At 66.1% G+C, this 17,133-nt stretch carries 16 protein-coding genes; 13 read left to right on the plus strand and 3 right to left on the minus strand.

Going from position 1 to position 17,133, the window contains the following annotated elements; all coding sequences use genetic code 11:
- The first annotated feature begins 42 nt into the window (after window positions 1-42).
- A complete protein-coding gene (locus RJT37_RS15180; protein WP_313685770.1) occupies window positions 43-843 on the plus strand; it encodes an aldo/keto reductase in 801 nt (266 codons plus the stop codon).
- Between the two features lie 45 nt (window positions 844-888).
- Here RJT37_RS15180 and ppc read toward each other — a convergent pair whose 3' ends face one another.
- A complete protein-coding gene (ppc, locus tag RJT37_RS15185; RefSeq protein ID WP_313685772.1) occupies window positions 889-3,582 on the minus strand; it encodes a phosphoenolpyruvate carboxylase in 2,694 nt (897 codons plus the stop codon).
- Between the two features lie 170 nt (window positions 3,583-3,752).
- Here ppc and RJT37_RS15190 point away from each other — a divergent pair, with 170 nt between their 5' ends.
- The 6 genes from RJT37_RS15190 (at window position 3,753) to RJT37_RS15215 (ending at window position 9,741) form a co-directional block, all read left to right on the plus strand.
- Window positions 3,753-4,598 carry a ubiquinol-cytochrome c reductase iron-sulfur subunit gene (locus tag RJT37_RS15190; RefSeq protein ID WP_313685774.1) on the plus strand — a complete coding sequence of 282 codons (846 nt, stop codon included), beginning with the start codon at window positions 3,753-3,755 and terminating at the stop codon, window positions 4,596-4,598.
- A gap of 123 nt (window positions 4,599-4,721) precedes the next feature.
- Window positions 4,722-5,270 carry a DUF7344 domain-containing protein gene (locus tag RJT37_RS15195; RefSeq protein WP_313685775.1) on the plus strand — a complete coding sequence of 183 codons (549 nt, stop codon included), beginning with the start codon at window positions 4,722-4,724 and terminating at the stop codon, window positions 5,268-5,270.
- 356 nt (window positions 5,271-5,626) lie between these two features.
- Window positions 5,627-6,733, plus strand: a complete 1,107-nt coding sequence (locus RJT37_RS15200) for a branched-chain amino acid ABC transporter permease (RefSeq protein WP_313685776.1) — start codon at window positions 5,627-5,629, stop codon at window positions 6,731-6,733.
- Entirely contained in the window at window positions 6,730-8,064 is a 1,335-nt protein-coding gene (locus tag RJT37_RS15205) for a branched-chain amino acid ABC transporter permease (RefSeq protein WP_313685777.1), read from the plus strand. The genes RJT37_RS15200 and RJT37_RS15205 overlap by 4 nt, the downstream gene beginning before the upstream one ends.
- Window positions 8,057-8,932, plus strand: a complete 876-nt coding sequence (locus tag RJT37_RS15210) for an ABC transporter ATP-binding protein (RefSeq protein WP_311171742.1) — start codon at window positions 8,057-8,059, stop codon at window positions 8,930-8,932. The genes RJT37_RS15205 and RJT37_RS15210 overlap by 8 nt, the downstream gene beginning before the upstream one ends.
- Window positions 8,929-9,741 carry an ABC transporter ATP-binding protein gene (locus RJT37_RS15215; protein WP_313685778.1) on the plus strand — a complete coding sequence of 271 codons (813 nt, stop codon included), beginning with the start codon at window positions 8,929-8,931 and terminating at the stop codon, window positions 9,739-9,741. The genes RJT37_RS15210 and RJT37_RS15215 overlap by 4 nt, the downstream gene beginning before the upstream one ends.
- A 280-nt stretch (window positions 9,742-10,021) precedes the next feature.
- Here the strand turns inward: RJT37_RS15215 and RJT37_RS15220 are convergent, their stop codons facing one another.
- Window positions 10,022-11,407, minus strand: a complete 1,386-nt coding sequence (locus RJT37_RS15220; RefSeq protein ID WP_313685780.1) for an ABC transporter substrate-binding protein — start codon at window positions 11,405-11,407, stop codon at window positions 10,022-10,024.
- A 274-nt stretch (window positions 11,408-11,681) separates the two neighbouring features.
- On the opposite strand from RJT37_RS15220, the gene udk reads away from it, so the two are divergent.
- Both udk and RJT37_RS15230 read left to right on the plus strand, forming a co-directional pair.
- A complete protein-coding gene (gene udk, locus RJT37_RS15225; RefSeq protein ID WP_313685782.1) occupies window positions 11,682-12,374 on the plus strand; it encodes a uridine kinase in 693 nt (230 codons plus the stop codon).
- A 67-nt stretch (window positions 12,375-12,441) separates the two neighbouring features.
- Window positions 12,442-13,467 (plus strand): AIR synthase family protein, encoded by a 1,026-nt coding sequence (locus RJT37_RS15230; RefSeq protein WP_313685784.1) that lies wholly within the window; start codon window positions 12,442-12,444, stop codon window positions 13,465-13,467.
- Window positions 13,468-13,512: 45 nt separating this feature from the next.
- Here RJT37_RS15230 and RJT37_RS15235 read toward each other — a convergent pair whose 3' ends face one another.
- Window positions 13,513-14,007, minus strand: coding sequence for a DUF309 domain-containing protein (locus tag RJT37_RS15235; RefSeq protein ID WP_313685786.1), 495 nt, complete (start codon window positions 14,005-14,007; stop codon window positions 13,513-13,515).
- 62 nt (window positions 14,008-14,069) lie between these two features.
- On the opposite strand from RJT37_RS15235, the gene RJT37_RS15240 reads away from it, so the two are divergent.
- The 4 genes from RJT37_RS15240 to RJT37_RS15255 all read left to right on the plus strand — a co-directional run bounded on the left by RJT37_RS15240 (window position 14,070) and on the right by RJT37_RS15255 (window position 17,104).
- Window positions 14,070-14,888, plus strand: coding sequence for a M14 family metallopeptidase (locus tag RJT37_RS15240; protein WP_313685788.1), 819 nt, complete (start codon window positions 14,070-14,072; stop codon window positions 14,886-14,888).
- Between the two features lie 139 nt (window positions 14,889-15,027).
- Window positions 15,028-15,603, plus strand: coding sequence for a pyridoxamine 5'-phosphate oxidase family protein (locus tag RJT37_RS15245; protein ID WP_313685790.1), 576 nt, complete (start codon window positions 15,028-15,030; stop codon window positions 15,601-15,603).
- Window positions 15,604-15,782: 179 nt separating this feature from the next.
- Complete coding sequence (locus tag RJT37_RS15250; RefSeq protein WP_313685792.1) at window positions 15,783-16,133, plus strand: DUF8159 domain-containing protein; 351 nt, start codon at window positions 15,783-15,785, stop codon at window positions 16,131-16,133.
- The gene (locus RJT37_RS15255) at window positions 16,130-17,104 is read left to right on the plus strand and encodes an alpha/beta hydrolase (RefSeq protein WP_313685794.1); all 975 of its coding nucleotides are present in this window, start codon (window positions 16,130-16,132) and stop codon (window positions 17,102-17,104) included. The genes RJT37_RS15250 and RJT37_RS15255 overlap by 4 nt, the downstream gene beginning before the upstream one ends.
- The last annotated feature ends 29 nt before the right edge of the window (window positions 17,105-17,133 follow it).

Below are 17,133 nucleotides of genomic sequence, written 5' to 3' on the forward strand. Positions count from 1 at the left end.
CACACCGAAACCGTCGAGAGGCCGGAGACCGAGCGGGCGGGTATGGACCTGCCACCACTCGGACTCGGGACGTACGATATGACCGATCCGGAGACCTGTGCGACCGCCGTCGCAACGGCTGTCGACCTCGGCTACGACCACGTCGACACCGCCCAGAGCTACGGGAACGAGGCGCTCGTGGCGGACGGACTCGCCCGCGCCGACCGCGACGCAGATGACGTGCTCGTCGCGACGAAACTCGACACCGACCACCTGGGGTACGACGACGTGATCGACACCGCACGCCGGAGTGCGAACCGACTCGACGTCGACGCGATCGATCTGCTCTACGTCCACTGGCCGACGGACACCTACGACCCCGCGGAGACGCTGCCGGCGCTGGAGGAACTCGTCGACGGCGGCCTCGTGGATCGGATCGGGCTGAGCAACTTCCGCCCGGATCAGTTGACCGAGGCGCTCGATCGCCTCGACGCGCCGATTTTCGCCCACCAGGTCGAGATGCACCCGCTGTGCCCGCAGCCGGAACTCCACGAACTGGCCGTCGAACGCGGGCATCGGCTGGTCGCGTACTCGCCGATCGCGCGCGGGAAGGTCGCGGAGGTCCCCGCAATCGTCGACGTCGCCGAGAAACACGACGCCACCCCGGCGCAGGTGTCGCTTTCGTGGCTCCACGCCAAGGGGAACGTCACCCCGATTCCGAAGGCGGCCTCGCCGGCGCACATCCGCGAGAACTACGCGGCGCTCGATCTGAAACTGGACGACGAGGACGTCGCGAAGATCGACGGCGTCGACCGCCGGCATCGTATCGTCGACTTCGAAGGTGCGCCCTGGAACCAGGTCTGAGGCTCGGTTGCCAGAGGCCGCTGCGACGCGCCCCGCAGCCGTCGACTATCCGGTGTTTTTCATCCCCGCGGCGATCCCCTTGACCGTCAGCCGCAGGGTCTGTTCCTCGTCGTCGGTCCGGTGAGTCTGTTCGAGCAGTTGCGTCTGCAGCAGGTTCAGCGGGTCGACGTAGGGGTTTCGCCGGCGGAGGCTGTCGTCGAGCCACTCGCGTTTGAGCAGCGTTTCTCGACCCGTGACGTCGAGGACGATGTCGCGGGTGCGCTCGTACTCCTCCTGAAGGTGCGGGAAGAACTCCTCGCGGAGGTCCGGATCCGCGAGGTCGGCGTAGTAGGCGGCGATCTCGAAGTCGGTCCGCGCGAGTGCCAGGGAGGCGTTGTCGAGCGTCGTTCTAAAGAACGGCCACTCCTGGTACATCTCCCGAAGCGTCTCGATGTCGCCGCCCTCGTCGAGGTACGTCCCGATCCCGGTCCCGAGTGCGTACCAGCCGGTGATGATGCACCGCGACTGCGTCCAGGAGAACACCCACGGGATCGCCCGCAGGTCCTCGACGGTCCGCTCGCCCGAGCGGGAGGCCGGCCGTGAACCGAGGTTGAGGTTCTCGATGACGCCGATCGGCGTCGCCTGGCCGAAGTACGTGACGAAGCCGTCGGATTCGAGCAGATCGGTGTACTGCGCGCGGGCAGTCACCGCCATCTCGTCCATCGCGTCGATCCACTCGTCGTGGACGTCCTCTTCGGGTTCGCGGATCGACTGGAGGCGCGAGCGGACCTGTGCGTTCAGCATCTGTTCGACGTTGCGCTCGGCGATCTGGGGGTTGGCGTACTTCTCGGCGATCGCCTCGCCCTGCTCGGTAAACTTGATCTGTCCCGTGACTGTCTCGTTGGGGAGTGCGAGCATCGCCTCGTTCATCGGGCCGCCACCGCGGGAGATGGATCCGCCGCGGCCGTGGAACAGCCGCATCCGCACGTCGAAGTCGTCACAGATGCCAGCGAGGCGCCGCTGGTTCTTGTAGAGGTCCCAGTTTGCAGCCAGGAAACCGTTCTCCTTGTTGGAGTCGGAGTAGCCGAGCATAATCTCCTGGATGTTCCGGCGCGCGTCCAGCGCCTCGGCGTACGCCTCGTTCTCGAACAGCGTGCCCATAATGCGGCGCGCGCCGTTGAGCGCCGACTCCGTCTCCAGGAGGGGGACGATGTCGAGGCCGCAGTGGTCCGGCAGGGAGACGACGCCCGCCTGGTCTGCCAGGAACAGCACTTCGAGAACGTGGCTCGGCTCCTCGGTCATCGAGATACAGTACGTGTCGATGGCGGCCACGCCGAACTCCCGCTGCCACTCGCCGAGTTTCTCGAACCGTCGCAGGACGCGCGCGGCCGTCTCGGAGACGTCGCCGGGTTCTTCGAGGTCGACGACCTGTTCCTCCTGGAGGATCGCGTCCGTCAGGACCTCGATCCGTCCCTCCTCGTCGCGGCTGCAGTAGTCAATCCCTTCGCCGGCCAGTGCCTCGTGGACTGCCTCGGTGTGATTCTCCTGGTGGTCGCGCAGGTCCAGACTCGCGAGCGTGAAGCCGAACGTGTCGACCTGGCGTATCAGCGGCTCGACGTACTCGTCGGCGACGACCTCGGCGCCCAAAGAGCGGAGGCTCCGGTCGATTACCCCGAGATCTTCGAGGAGTTCGTCCTTCTCGCCGTACCCGTCCGGGCGGACGTCCTCGATGCGGCGGAGCCGCTCGCGCATCAGTTTGAGCTTCTGTCGGTACGGCTCGTCGGGATACCGTTCCTCCGCTTCTCTCGCCACGCCCGGAAGGCGGTCGCGGTCGGCCTTCAGCGACCGTTCGAGCTCCGCCCCGAAGTCGGCCCGGCTGCCGTCCTGGCTCAGGATTCCGGAGAGCTCTTTGAGCGCCTGCCGATACTTCTCCAGGACGACCGACCGCTGTCGTTCGAGGGTGTCCGTCGTCACCTCCGGTGTGACGAAGGGGTTACCGTCGCGGTCGGAGCCGGCCCACGACCGGAACTCGAAGAGCTTCGGGACGTCGACCTCGGGGTACTCTTCGGCGAGGAGGTCCTCCAGTTCCGCGTAAACCTCGCCGACGACGTCGAAGAGAATGTTTTCGAGGTACCACTGCACGTTCCGCGCCTCGTCCTGTGGTTCGGGGCGTCGGTCGCGGACCTGCGAGGTCTGCCAGAGGCTCGTGACCTCCGCGTCGACCTTCCGCCACAGCTGATCCTGCTCGCGGTCCGTGAGTCGGCGTTCGTCGAGTTCCTCGAGACGGCTGGCGATCGAGCGGAGCTTCGCTTTGACCGTCTTCCGTCTGGCCTCGGTCGGGTGGGCGGTGAACGTCGGCTCGATGAGTACGTCGTCGAGCACCCGCTGGACAGTCTCGGGGTCGGCGTCCGACTCGACGAGCGTCTCGACCGTCGCGACGAGACCATCGTCGAGCGTGTCCGCCTGCGACGCTTCGCGAATTACCCTCGCGCGCTCGCGCTCCTCGGCGAGGTTGATGAGTTCGAAGTAGGTCGTAAAGGCGCGCGCGACCGTGCTTTCGCCCTCGGGCGAGAGGCCTTCCAGAAGGCGATCCAGTTCCGTGCGGGACTCCCGCTTGCCCTCGCGGTAGTCGATAGCGGCGTTGCGGATGTCTTCGACGGTCTCGAAGGATGCCTCGGAGGTCTGTTCGGCCAGTACGTCACCCAGCAGTGCGCCGAGTTCCCGGACGTCCTGTTTGACGTCCCTGCCGTGTAAATCCATACCGCACCATACACTACAGGGTGAGTAAAAACCCCCGACTACGGGAAGAAACTATTCGACCGGCCACCCTCCTCGCTGCCGTGCGACGCCCAATCCGACGACGTTCGGGGTCGGGGGACACGACGGGGGGGTTTCGTCATCCTTTTTACCGGCGGGACGAAGGTTCAGGTATGAGCGAGAACGACAAGTACCCGGCGGAATCGGGGCGTCGCCGGTTCGTCAAGGGCGTTGTCGGGGGCGCGGCACTCGCCGGCGTCGGCGCGACTGGTGCGGCCGCGATTAACTCCGCGACCCAGGCGTCCGGCGCTGGCGGCGGGTCGACGCAGGCGTACGCCATCGAGAACACGGACGGTCCCGCCCCGCGCGGGATGCCGCAGATCCCCGTCGAGATCGACGACGAGGGATATCTCAAAGGCGTCTGGCCGGACGTCAAGACGGTCGATCAGGGGGGCATCCAGGTCCAGATCGCCGAAATCGAGGACTTCAAAGGCTCCGGCGTGACCTACTCCCAGGAGTGGTTCCAGTTCTGCGGCGTCGAATCCTACGCTGGACTCGGCCCCGAGTTCGACTCGGAGAACTACTTCCGGTCCGGGGCCGCGCCCGGGTACGAGTGGCAAAGCGAGGCGTACTCGGAGGGCGACCGCCTCCACGTCGACGACTTCTCCGATTACCAGGACTGGTCGAACGGCGTCGGCACCCCAGGGCTCGGAAAGCCGGCCACCGGCCGCTGGCGCTCGGAGGAGGCCGAGGACGTCATCCCGATCCAGGTCATCAAATCAGACCGGATCACTGAGATGGCTCAGAACGATCCGTGGCTCGAAGCCTCGACCCAGGATGGCTTCATCGCGTGGCTGAACAAATGCACGCACTTCTGTTGTGTGCCAAAGTACAAAAACGAAGGCTCGGCGAAGTTCAACGCCGAGGACGACGTCTACTGTCAGTGCCACCAGTCGGTGTACGATCCCTTCAGCATCGTCGAAACGCTGTTCATCGCCCGGCCGCGTCCCGAAGAGTAGCGCCGTCGGCCGGCGCCGTCGTGTCCCGTTCCGTCAGGCGTGATCGAACCCCGTAGCGGGCGCGAAACCGATCCGCCACGGAATGTAGGACGATTTATATATGTCTGTCAGGGACAGTGGTGTATGAGCGGAGAGGAGGGCGATCACGACGGCGACGCGGGGCTCGCGGCGTCGGATATCCACGACGTCCTGCGGAACGATCGCCGCCGCCTGGTTTTGGAACGCCTCCGCTCGGGCGACGGGACGAGCACGGTTTCGGAACTCGCAGAACACATCGGCGGCGTCGAATCCGGCGAGTCGCCGCCGCCGCGAAACGTCCGCCAGAGCGTCTACGTCTCGCTCCACCAGACGCATCTGCCGAAACTCGACGAACTGGGCATCGTTGAGTACGATTCGGACGCGAAGACGGTCTCGCTCGCCGACAACGCTGCTGACGTCGGCGTCTATATGGAGGTCGTCCCCCAGTACGGCATCTCCTGGGCGGAGTATTACCTCGGCGTGGGACTGCTGGGGCTGCTCTCGATCGTTGGAGCCGTGGTCGGGGTCCCGGTACTTCGGGCAATCGGCCCGACGGGGATTGGCCTCGGGCTCTCGGTGCTCGTGTTGACGTCGTCGCTCTACCGGTTGTTCGAGCAGGAGAGTACGCTGTGGGACCGACTGCGCGGCGACTGATAATGGTTACCTCACTTTTTACAGTCGACAGTATGAGCGGGACGCTCACCACTTTTCACCTACCGCGCCCCCGCCCACGCGACTGTGACGGCAGCCGTCACGAAGACGAACGCGAGCAGAGAGATCCGCTGATACCGCAGATTTCGCAGGGAACGAGCCCCAGCCCCAGGCTGAAGTACCGGCTCCCTCTCGTCTCGACGATCGTGAATTCGATGGGGACGCGAGTCCGGCGTGTCACGTCCGAGGCGGCACGGGGCGCCGGCTCGAACGCACCGCTATCGGAATCTGCCCCGCGGTCGCGGGAGGAAAGACTTATGATCGTTTCCCGACCGCACACATCGTGAGGACAATTATCAATGGGGTTCGTCGAGACATTCGCACGCGGACGCCAGTTCGCCGTCGAGCGGCCCGGTTCCGTCCTTCTCGGACTCGTCGGGGTCATCCTTCTCTTCGACCTCGTCGCAAGTCTGGCAACCGGCGGGCAGTCGTTCAGCGGCCTCGGCTCGCTCGTCTGGGACGGGCTGATGCGCGGACTGGTGATCGGCCTCGCGGGCATCGGGCTTTCGATGACGTACAGCATCCTGAACTTCGCAAACTTCGCCCACGGTGATTACATCACGGCGGGCGCGTTCTCCGGGTGGGCGACGACGTACTTCGTCGCCGGCTTCGGGCGGGCCGACGTCGGATCGCTGCTGCTCGTCGGCGCCGGCGGCTCCGTCTTCGGTGGTGCGCTCGGGATCGGCATCACGGGGACGCCGCTCGCCGTCGTCGCCGGCATTCTCGTCGCGGGCGTCGCCACGGTCGCGCTGGCGCTGTTCGTCGACCGGACGGTCTTCCGTCCGATCCGGGACGCCGACGGGATCACGCTGCTCATTACTTCGATCGGCGTCGCCTTTGCGCTCCGGTATCTCATCCAGTTCGTCTTCGGCCCCAGCGTCCGCGGAACGACCTCCCAGCCGCTCTCGGTTTCGCTGTATTTCGTCGACGGTGTCGTCCGGGTCGACGCCCACGACATCACGCTCGTCGTCGTCGCCGGCGGACTGATGCTGGGCGTCCACCTGCTCTTACAACTCACGAAACTCGGCAAGGCGATGCGGGCGATGGCGGACAACGAGGATCTCGCGCGGATCACCGGTATTCCGACCGAGCGCGTTGTTCGTGCGGTATGGATCATCGGCGGCGGGCTGACGGGGATGGCCGGGTATATGTTCATCCTCTGGAAGGGTACTCTCGGCTTCAACGACGGCTGGCTGCTGTTGCTTCTCATCTTCGCGGCGGTGATCCTCGGGGGGATCGGCTCGATCTACGGCGCTATCGTCGGGGGGCTGGCGATCGGCCTGACGGCGTCGGTGTCGATCATCTGGATTCCCTCGGCGTTTGCCCGTGCGGCGGCGTTCGCGGTGATGATCATCCTGCTTCTGGTGAAACCAGAGGGGCTCTTCGCCGGGAGGTCGACAGCATGAGCGTCCGCAACGACATCGCCGATCGCATCCCGGGCGGCGACGCGGGGCTCATCGTGGCCGTCCTCCTCGTGATCTATGCCGCGTACGTGCTGATCGGCGTCGGTCTCGGCTACTCGCTGCGGGGACAGCTCAACACCATCGGCGTGTTGACGTTCTACATCGGCGTCTTCGCGATGCTGGCGCTGGCGCTCAACCTCCACTGGGGGTACACCGGGCTGTTCAACATCGGCATCGTCGGCTTCATGGCGGTCGGCATCTACGTGATGGCGCTGGTCTCGAAGCCGCTGTACGAGGCCGGCGGGTCGGCACAGGTCGGCGGCCTCGGCCTCCCGCTGATCGTCGGTATCATCGCCGGAATGGCCGCCGCGGCGCTCCTGGGGTTGGTGGTCGCGCTGCCGGCGCTGCGGTTGCGAGCGGACTACCTCGCGATCGTGACGATCGCGATGTCCGAGATCGTCCGCTTTTCCTTCCTCTCCGGGGACCTCCAGCAGTTCCAGCTGTTCGGCGAGCGCGTCGGCTTCGGGGGCGGGTCGGGGCTCATCCTCGACTTTATGAACCCGCTCGAGGCCTTTTTCCGGTTTTTCGGTCTCTGGGACGCCTATCTGGGCCTCGTGACCGCCTTCGAGGCAATCGTACCGTCGAACCCGAAACCGGTCGTCGACGGGCTCGTGTATGGCCTCGTTCTTCTGCTCTTCGTTGCCGGCTACTTCTGGCTGCTCAAGCGGACCGGCGAATCGCCGTTCGGCCGCGTGCTCAAGGCAATCCGCGAGGACGAGGACGTCGCAAACTCTCTGGGGAAGAACACGAACCGCTTCAAGATCAAGGCCTTTATGCTCGGCTGTGGCCTGATGGGTCTCGCCGGGATCCTCTGGCTGATGACAAGCGGCGCTGTCACCCCGAACTTCTTCCGTCCGCGGATCACCTTCTTCGTGTGGATCGCGCTCATCATCGGCGGCGCCGGGTCGAACACCGGCAGCGTCCTCGGGGGGGCAGTCTTCGCCGCGCTGCTGTACCAGGGCCCGCGCTACCTGAAGAACCTCATCGACACCGTCCTCCCCAACGCGGATGCGCCCTCCGGGTTCGGCCCGGCGATCGCGCCGCTCATCTCGAATCTGGATCCCGCGCCCCTTTTCTTCTATACGATCGACAGCATCCGGCAGCTGCAGCTCGTGTTCATGGGCCTGGTGCTCATCTGGCTGATGCACAACCGACCCCAGGGGATGCTCGGGCACCGCAAGGAGACCGCGGCCGGAATCCCGCTGACCGCGGCACAGGCCCAGGCAGGACCCCCGACGGACGGCGGCGAAGCGGGAGGTGAGTCCGATGAGTGAAACCGACGCCGATGGCACTGAGGGGACCGCGGATGCGCCCACGCAGACGAATCGGGCCCGCACGCTGAACGTCGGCTCGGCCGGTCCGAGCGTCGATGAGGAGTATCCACTCCAGGTGGAGAACCTCGACAAGTCCTTCGGCGGGATCACGGCCGTCGACTCGGCGTCGTTCCGGGTCGAGCGTGGGAGTCTCACCGGACTCATCGGCCCGAACGGTGCCGGGAAATCGACAACGTTCAACCTGATCACGGGGATGCTCCAGCCCGACGGCGGGACGGTCCATTTCGACGGCGAGGACATCACCGGCCAGGATCCACACACCATCGCCAACAAGGGGCTCGTCCGGACGTTCCAGATCGCCCGCGAACTCCAGGAGATGACGGTGCTGGAGAATATGATGCTGGCACCGAAAGACCAGCGCGGCGAGACCCTGTGGCGCTCGGTCACGCCGGGATTCCGAGACGATATGATCGCCCAGGAATCCGAACTCCTCGAACGCGCCTGGAGCGTCTTGGAGTTCTTCGAGATCGACCACATCGCCGAAGAGTACGCCGGCAACCTCTCGGGCGGACAGCGCAAACTCCTGGAGTTGGCGCGCGCGCTACTCACCGATCCGGATATGCTGCTGCTCGACGAGCCGTTCGCGGGCGTCAACCCCTCGCTTGAGAAGCGACTCCTGGGTCACATTCACGAACTCTGCGACCAGGGGTATACGTTCCTGCTCGTCGAACACGATATGGACCTGATAATGGAGAACTGCGAGCGCGTCATCGTCCTCCACCAGGGTCGCGTCCTGACGGAGGGCACCCCGGCGGAGATACAGGCGAACGAGGAAGTCATCGAGGCGTACCTCGGGGGGAACGTATGAGCGCCGACGCTGACGCGGCGGACGGCAACGGGAGCGGGAGTACCGACTACGGGGCCGTCGAAGACGCCGACGTCTCCCGCGAGACGGTGCCGGGTAGAGCGGACGAGGCGCTCCTCGAAGTTCGCAATCTCGACGCGGGCTACGGGGATCTCCAGATCCTCACCGACGTCGACATCGACGTCACCGACGGCGAATACGTCACTATCGTCGGTCCGAACGGCGCCGGGAAGTCGACCGTGATGAAGTCGGTCTTCGGGCTCACGAACCTGATGGGCGGGACGGTCCGGTTCGAGGGTGCCGACATCACCGGCCTCCGACCCGAGGAGATCATCCGCGAGGGAGTCGGCTACGTCCCCCAGAGCGACAACGTCTTCCCCTCTCTGACGGTCCAAGAGAACCTCGAGATGGGGGCGTACATCCTCGACTCGATCCCGCAGGATGCTCTCGATGCCGTCTTCGAGCGGTTCCCCATCTTAGAGGAGCGCAAAGAGCAGAAGGCCGGAACGATGTCCGGCGGCCAACAGCAGATGCTGGCGATGGGTCGGGCGCTGATGCTCGAGCCCTCGCTGCTCTTGCTCGATGAGCCGTCGGCGGGGCTCGCGCCCGACCTCGTCGACGATATGTTCGACCGGATCGACGCGATCAACGACGACGGGACGGCGGTGCTGATGGTCGAACAGAACGCCAAGGAGGCGCTCCGCCGCTGCGACCGCGGATACGTCCTCGCGAACGGGCAGAACCGATATATGGACGACGGCGACGTGCTGTTGAACGACGAGCAGGTCCGGCAGGACTTCCTCGGCGGGTAGGGGAGGTTCCGGACTCGCAGACGGGGTTCGGAGTGTGGGGCGAACAGTCGGCACAGACAGGTCGGGTCCGGTCGCTCCGGGGCGCGCGATGGGATCCGTCCGTGGCGATTCCCGCGTCGACGTGCCGAGCGACCGCAGCCCGACGCGGGGCGACTCCTACGTCACACGGGACGTGGTCCCGTCATCGCATATAAACCCGTGTCGGCCGTCCGATCGACGGTCACGCAGCTCCGAACGGTTCGTCGATCGAAAGAATCTGGATTGAGCGGCGCCGCGGCCGTCAGTTGTCCGGCGGCGACAGCGCCGTGTTGATCACGGAGGAGTACGACGACGCGCCCTTGTTGAACGCGACCTGGTGGTAGACCTCGCCGTCGAACGTCTCGGCGAACCGGCCGGCGAGCTGTTGGCCGTAGTCGTTGTTGACGTGCAGCACCGACACGCTGTCGGCCCCGAGCCGTTCGGACATCACCTGCGCCATCACGCGGCCCTGGAGGAGATCGGAGGGCGCGGTCCGGAAGATGTAGTCGTTGTCATCCAGGTTCGTCACCGACAGCGCAGTCGAGGACGGCGAGCATCCGACGACCTCGTTCGGGATGAACACCTCCTGGGAGACCGGGACGTTCACGCCCGACGACGCCGATCCACAGACGCTGGGGACGCCTGCGCTCACGAGCGATTCGGCGGCGGCGGTGCCGGCGCTCGGCGACGTCTGGGTGTCTTCTAGTTGGGCGTTGACCGAAAGACCGGCGGGGTTGGCGTCGTTGACCTGCGTGACCGGCAACTGGGCGGCCTGGATCATCGGCGCCCCCACCGAGGCGAGGTCACCCGTCTCCGGCAGGAGGATCCCGACCGATATCTCGCGGTCGGTTCCGCCCGGCATACTGTCGGCCGAGGGCCCGGCACCGTCGGGATTCTCACCCTCGAAGTTCTGTTTCTCGACGTTCTCTACGGCCTCCTCGTCGGCGTTGAACTCCCAGATGTTGTACGCCGCCGAGGCGGGATCGCCGGCCTCGTTGAAGTTCGTTACCGACGAGGCGCCCTGATAGTTGACGTCCTCGCCGTTCGCTGCCGCCTCGATACCTGCGATGAGGTTGTCGGGAGTGACCTCCATCCCGCCGGGGTTGGCGACGTTCCGCATCTGGTCTCGGATCGCGGTCCCGTCGTTCTCGCCGGCGGCCGCGTTCGCGAGCAACTGGATCGCCACCGAGTCGTACGACTGGGCTGTGAACACGCCGGGGGAAGCGTCGTACTCCTCTTGGAACAGCTCGTTGAACGCCTCCTGGCTTGGCCCGCCCGCGGCGGGTGCCGTCCCGGTCACGTTGGCCATATCGTTGCCGACCTGCCCGGGCATCGCCGGATCGCGGAGGCCGTCGGATACCAGGATCTCCTCGCTGCCGTCGGAGGCGCTGTAGTAGTCGCGGAACAGCTGGATCCCGCTTTGCGGGTAGCCGATCATAACGAGCCCCTCCGGCCCCTCGCCGGAGGAACCGCCGCTGTCCGTCTCGGTGCTGCCGCCGCTGTCCCCGCTGTCTCCGTCACTGTCCCCACCGCTGTCGCCACCGCCGTCGTCGGGGCTGCCGATACAGCCGGCGAGTCCACTCGCTCCGATCGCTCCTGCCGCGCCGACGCGCTTTATAAAGTCACGCCGGACGATATCACGTGCCATATGGGTTGGATTGTGGCTCCTCATTATAAATGTATCCGTTACGACACTGGCAGTTAAGGAATCCCCAACGGTCGATAACCGACGTTATCAGACGACCGTCGACCCTCACTCAGCATCTCCGGGACCCGTCACGATCAGCTCCACACCCATTACGTCGAGCATCTGGTAATTCTTGTTTCGACAGATCGGAGTCGGAATATCTCGACGGTCGTGCGGGACGGTTCGATCGACCGAATCGCCACGCTGAAGCGCTCCGAGGTATCTCCTCTACTGGATGACCATCCCCTCGTTCGTCATCGGCATCGCCGGGGGAACCGGCGCGGGGAAGACCACCGTCGCACGCCTCATCACGCGGAACGTCGGCGACGCAGTCGCACGCATCCCCCTGGACAACTACTACGAGGACCTGAGTCACCTGACGCTCGAAGAGCGCGAGGAGGTGAACTACGATCACCCATCGGCGTTCGAGTGGGAACTGCTGCGGGAGCAGCTCTCGACGTTGCTGTCCGGACAGCCCATCGAGATGCCGACCTACGACTTCGAGATTCACAACCGGACGGACGACCCTGAACGGGTCGAACCCACCGACGTCGTCGTCGTCGAGGGGATTCTCGCGCTCTACGACGAGGAGATAAACGAGATGCTCGATCTCCGCCTGTACGTCGAGACCGATGCGGACGTGCGGATCCTCCGGCGCATCCAGCGGGACGTCATCGAGCGCGACCGCGATCTGGAGGGCGTCATCGAGCAGTATCTCTCGACAGTCAAACCGATGCACGATCAGTTCGTCGAACCGACCAAGCGACACGCCGATCTCATCGTCCCCGAAGGAGCAAACAGCGTGGCGGTGAACCTCCTCGAAGAGAAGATCAAAGCCGAGGTCGCGAGTTCGGACCGCCGCGACTGGGAGCGGGAGACGGTCGAGGACGACCTGCTAGACGAGCTATCGGCCGAGATTGACGAATAGGGATCGTCTGCGCTCACACCCGCAGGCAGGGCGTTATGTTAAAATTGACCGGCCGAGACGATCCCCTATGGCGGAACTCGGCAAGGTCGACCGGTCCTTTTTCGAGCGGCACGTCTTCCCGCGGCTCGGTGCCGAGCGCGACGACGTGACCCTCGGACCGACGCACGGCGTCGACTTCGGACTCCTGAATCTCGATGGGACGGCCGTGGCGATCGCGACGGACCCGGTCTCGATCCTCCCGGACCTCGGATTTGCCCGCGCCGGCCGGTTCGCGCTCGATTTCGTCCTCGCGGACGTCGCCGTCTCGGGGCTCGCCCCGTCGCATCTGGCCATCTCGTTTACGTTTCCGCCCGACCTCTCGGAGGACTCCTTCGGGAGGCTGTGGGAGGCGATGCACGAGGAAGCCGAAGACCTAGGCGTCGCCATCGTAACCGGCCACACCGCGCGGTACGACGGTTGTTCGTTCCCCTGGGTCGGCGGCGCGACCGCGCTGGCCGTCGGCGACCCGGCTGACGTCATCCGCCCGGACGGCGCCCGCGTCGGCGACGATCTGCTCGTGACGAACGGGCCGGCCGTGGAGACGACCGGGCTGCTGACGACGCTGTTCCCGGACGCATTCGAGTTGGCTCCGGAGACGCTCTCGACCGCCCAGAAGCGACTCGACGAGGCGGCCTGCGTGCGCGATGCGATGACCGCGAGCGCGGTCGGCGGCGTCCACGCGGTGCACGACGCCACCGAGGGCGGCCTCTTCGGCGCGCTCGTCGAGATGGCCGAGGGGTCGGGCGTCCGGTTCGACGTCGACACCGATCGGATTCCGGTTCGCCCGGGCGTCCGGGCGGTCTGCGAGGAACTGGGGATCGACCCCTGGACGTCGACCACCGGCGGCACGCTCGTCATCGCTGTCGATCCGGACCGCACTGACGACGTCGTGGCGGCGCTGGAAGCCGAAGGGACGCCCGTTGGCGTCGCCGGTACCGTCGAATCGGGGTCGGGCGTCGTCGTCGACGGCGCGGAGATCTCTCATCCCGACGTCGACCCCTCCTGGGCGGCCTACGCGGAACTCGCCGCACAGGCCGACAGCGAGGAGGAGTGAGCGACGCGACGACGGACGGAGCGCGTCGCCGACCGCTCCGTCGCCTCACTCCAGCCCCGCCGCGTATTCGCGGTCCAGTCGATCCGCTTTCGGCCGTGTGCCGTCGAGTTCGATCCGCCACCCGCTGAGAGCGTCTGGATCGTCGAGTGCGACGGCGAGTCGGTCGCGAACGTCGGCGACGTCGACCCCGTAGTAGTCGTCCGGCACCCCCTGGAGGTACTGCAGCGCGGTTCGAAACAGCGAGCGCATCCCGTCGTCGTCCTCGAAGTCGAAGTGTTTGTACGCGCCCGCGGCGACCTGGACCATCCCGTGGAGGAAGGCGCTCTCGGTCGTCCCGGCGCCGTAGTTGTACCACTCGATCTCGAAGCAGTCGTGCGCCTCGTGGAACTCACCGGCGTTGTACAGACGAACGCCGTGGACAGTCGCGCGCCGGAGCGTTCCGTGCTCCCACCCGTTCGATACCGCGCGATCGGGGTCCCAGCCGGTGGGCTGGCCGGTGGTCGGCGGGCCGACGGCGTCGTCGCGGGTGTGATCGGTCACTACCAAGAAGTTAGAGCCGCACAAATAAAGAGATTTGACCCTCCGTCCTCTGACACCAGGTAATGCGAATCTACGAACTCGGGGAGGAGACACCCGAGGTCGCCGTCGTCGGATCGATCCACGGGGACGAACCCTGTGGGGAGCGGGCGATCGAGCGGCTGTTGGCTGACGAACCCACCGTCGAGCGACCGGTCAAACTCATCGTCGCGAACGAGGAAGCGCTCGATGCGGGTGTTCGGTACCTCGATGAGGATCTCAATCGGGCGTTCCCGGGCGATCCGAACGCGGAGACGCACGAAGGCCGGCTGGCACACGACCTGCTCCGCGAGGTTCGCGGGACGACGGTGCTGTCGCTGCACTCGACGCAGTCGTACGCTGAGCCCTTCGCGCTGATCGACGAGGTCGACGCCGTGTCGCGGTCGGTCTGTCCGCACCTGCCGATCGAACACCTCGTCGAGACCGGGAAGTTCTCCCGCGGACGGCTCATCGAGCACGCCCACACCATCGAGGTCGAGTGTGGCCTCCAGTGGAGCGAGGAGGCGGCGACGAACGCCTACTGGATCGCCCGGGCGTTCCTGGCTGCGACCGGCGTCCTCGCGGCGCCCATCGAGGGCGACGCCGAACCGCCGCTGTCGCTGCACCGCCGCGACGCGGACGAGGTGACCGTCTTCCGCCTGCTCGATCAGATCCCGAAGGCGCCCGCAGAGCGCTATGAGGTGTTCGTGAACAACTTCCAGCGGGTCCGGCGGGGCGATCCCGTCGCCGCCGCCGACAGCGACACGTACAGCGCCGACAGCGAGTTCTATCCCGTGTTGCTCTCGGCGAACGGGTACGAGGACGTCTTCGGCTACGCCGCCGATCGCGTCGGCACGCTGGCCTGAGGACGGGGCGCGTCCGGTCGCCTCGACCGCGGCGGACCACGGGGAGCCCCGAATCGAGACGGAGAGCCCATCGGGGCCTCGTCCGGAGTTCGACGTCAGCAATGCGTACCGTTATAGTTCCCTTGGTACTCTGTGGCATATGGGCGGGACTCCACCCGAGGACGTGTCCGACTCGATCCGGTATCAGGGAAAGGCGGTGCGCGATTCGAGCTGGATCCCCGAATTCCTCACAGACCAGGAGACGGGGGTGCTCGGTCTCGTCGACGGCGACACGCCGCACCTCGTGACACAGCTCTTCGTCTACGACGGCGACGAGGGGGCGATCTTTATGCACGGCGCGCAGGCGGGACGAGCGCACGGCCTCGTTGCGGACGGTGACCAGCCGCGAGCCACCTTCACGACCAGCGAAAAAGGACGGTATATCCCGGCCGAGGAGCCAGTGAACTTCACCGTCGAGTATTCCAGCGTGGTCGCGTACGGAACTATCGGCCTCCTCGGCGACGACGAGCGGAAACGACACATCCTCCACCAGTTTATGGAGAAGTTCGCGCCGCAGTTGACCGAGGGGGAGGATTACGAGGCGATGACCGACGAGTCGGTCGACCGGACGGCCGTCTACCGTCTCGACGTCGAATCCTGGAGCGGCAAACGCGGCTGGAAGGACCCCGAACGACAAGGTGCCTACGACCTCGATTCGGTCTCGAAGTCGGAGTGATCCCCCAGTGATACTGATTACGCTCACTGTTTACCGCCGAGCGCCACCCCCGGTGGCGGCGCTCAGTGGTAAGAGACGAGAGTAATCATTGTTAGGCGACACCGTGGGTGCCGGGCACCGGACAGATCTACCCAGTTGCCGCGGCAACTGTTTACTCCCTCCGTGTCGAACAGGCGAGTATGCCCGGCGTCATCTCCGGAATCGAAGGAGAGCTCAGGTCTAACGGGATCAACGTCGAATCGATCGATCTCGACGGCGACACCGTCGAGTTGATCTACCTCACGGCGTTTCCCGACGTCGACGTGAACCACCAAGAGATGGGGCGCGCGCTGAACACCTTCATCGCCGCCGCCGAGAAGGACGAGTGGGAGCCCGTACGCGTCGAAGCGACCGTGCTCCGGCACCAGGAGGACGTTCAGGGGACCTGGTACGCCGAACCGGAGTGGTTCCGGCAGTACATCGAGTACGACATCAGCGCCGAGGAGTTCTCGGCGCGCGTCATCGACACGCTCTCGGAGGACGAGCCGTGACGTCGCCGCCGTCGGTGGGAACCACTGCGAACGGCGAAAGCGCGGAGCAAAGCGATCGGAAGACTCGATACCGCCGCCCGTCCCGCGATGCGTTTTCGACCGTCACGCTGACCTTCCGGAGTGACGGCGTCAAGTGTGTTGGCCGGCTCTACCGTCCGGATCGGCCGGCCGAGCCCGCCCTCGTTGTCCTGTCCGGCGGGCCGCTCGGCGTGGGTGCGGCCACACTCGAGCCGTACGCCGAACGGCTCGCGGCGGCGGGCTACGCTGCCTTCCTCTTCGACGGTCGCCATCTGGGCGAAAGCGAGGGGGAACCGCGGACGCTCCTTTCGCCGACGCGGGGCCGGGCCGACTGGGAGGCGGCACTCGCCGGGCTTCGCGCTCGCCGGGACGTCGCCACCGATCGGGTCGTTCTCTGGGGCGTCGGCCTCGCCGGCGGGATCGCACTCGACGTCGCGGCCGACGATGCGCGCATCCGCGGCGTCGTCGCACAGACGCCGATCCGGTCCGGGCGGGCGTTCCTCCGCTCGCGCGGCGTCGGAACCGTCACGAGAGGCCTCCTCGCCGGCGTCCGCGACGTGGCCCAGTCGCCGCTGTTCGGGACACATACGGTGCCCGTTGTCGACGAGAGGGAGGGCGGTCCGGCGCTGGTTTCGGCGCCCGCCGCAGCCCGTCGGTATCGGGACCTCGCTGGCGGTGACTGGGAGAATCGAACGCCTGCGCGGTCGTTTCTCGCGCTCGCCCGGCACACGGGCGGCGACCGGGACGCGCGGCTGACCTGTCCCGTCCTCGTCGTCGGCGGGACGCGCGACGACGTCGTTCCCGTCGAATCGGTCGAGACAGTTGCCGATTCGATACCGAATGCGACGCTCGTTCGGCTCCCCGTCGACCACTTCGATCCGTACGACGGCGCCGGGGTCGCCCGGACGGTGGGCCACGGGCTCGCGTTCCTCGACAGCGCCGTCGACAAGTGAGTCCGGACGAGGAGGCGGGACGCTCGATC

Source organism: Halobellus marinus (genome assembly GCF_032113415.1).
Taxonomy (GTDB): Archaea; Halobacteriota; Halobacteria; order Halobacteriales; family Haloferacaceae; genus Haloquadratum; species Haloquadratum marinus.

Coding starts and splice junctions, on each gene's coding strand:
- udk (WP_313685782.1), top strand. CDS start 11,682: ATGACCATCCCCTCGTTCGTCATCGGCATCGCCGGGGGAACCGGCGCG.
- RJT37_RS15180 (WP_313685770.1), top strand. CDS start 43: ATGGACCTGCCACCACTCGGACTCGGGACGTACGATATGACCGATCCG.
- ppc (WP_313685772.1), bottom strand. CDS start 3,582: ATGGATTTACACGGCAGGGACGTCAAACAGGACGTCCGGGAACTCGGC.
- RJT37_RS15215 (WP_313685778.1), top strand. CDS start 8,929: ATGAGCGCCGACGCTGACGCGGCGGACGGCAACGGGAGCGGGAGTACC.
- RJT37_RS15190 (WP_313685774.1), top strand. CDS start 3,753: ATGAGCGAGAACGACAAGTACCCGGCGGAATCGGGGCGTCGCCGGTTC.
- RJT37_RS15200 (WP_313685776.1), top strand. CDS start 5,627: ATGGGGTTCGTCGAGACATTCGCACGCGGACGCCAGTTCGCCGTCGAG.
- RJT37_RS15205 (WP_313685777.1), top strand. CDS start 6,730: ATGAGCGTCCGCAACGACATCGCCGATCGCATCCCGGGCGGCGACGCG.
- RJT37_RS15230 (WP_313685784.1), top strand. CDS start 12,442: ATGGCGGAACTCGGCAAGGTCGACCGGTCCTTTTTCGAGCGGCACGTC.
- RJT37_RS15240 (WP_313685788.1), top strand. CDS start 14,070: ATGCGAATCTACGAACTCGGGGAGGAGACACCCGAGGTCGCCGTCGTC.
- RJT37_RS15210 (WP_311171742.1), top strand. CDS start 8,057: ATGAGTGAAACCGACGCCGATGGCACTGAGGGGACCGCGGATGCGCCC.
- RJT37_RS15220 (WP_313685780.1), bottom strand. CDS start 11,407: ATGGCACGTGATATCGTCCGGCGTGACTTTATAAAGCGCGTCGGCGCG.
- RJT37_RS15195 (WP_313685775.1), top strand. CDS start 4,722: ATGAGCGGAGAGGAGGGCGATCACGACGGCGACGCGGGGCTCGCGGCG.
- RJT37_RS15245 (WP_313685790.1), top strand. CDS start 15,028: ATGGGCGGGACTCCACCCGAGGACGTGTCCGACTCGATCCGGTATCAG.
- RJT37_RS15250 (WP_313685792.1), top strand. CDS start 15,783: ATGCCCGGCGTCATCTCCGGAATCGAAGGAGAGCTCAGGTCTAACGGG.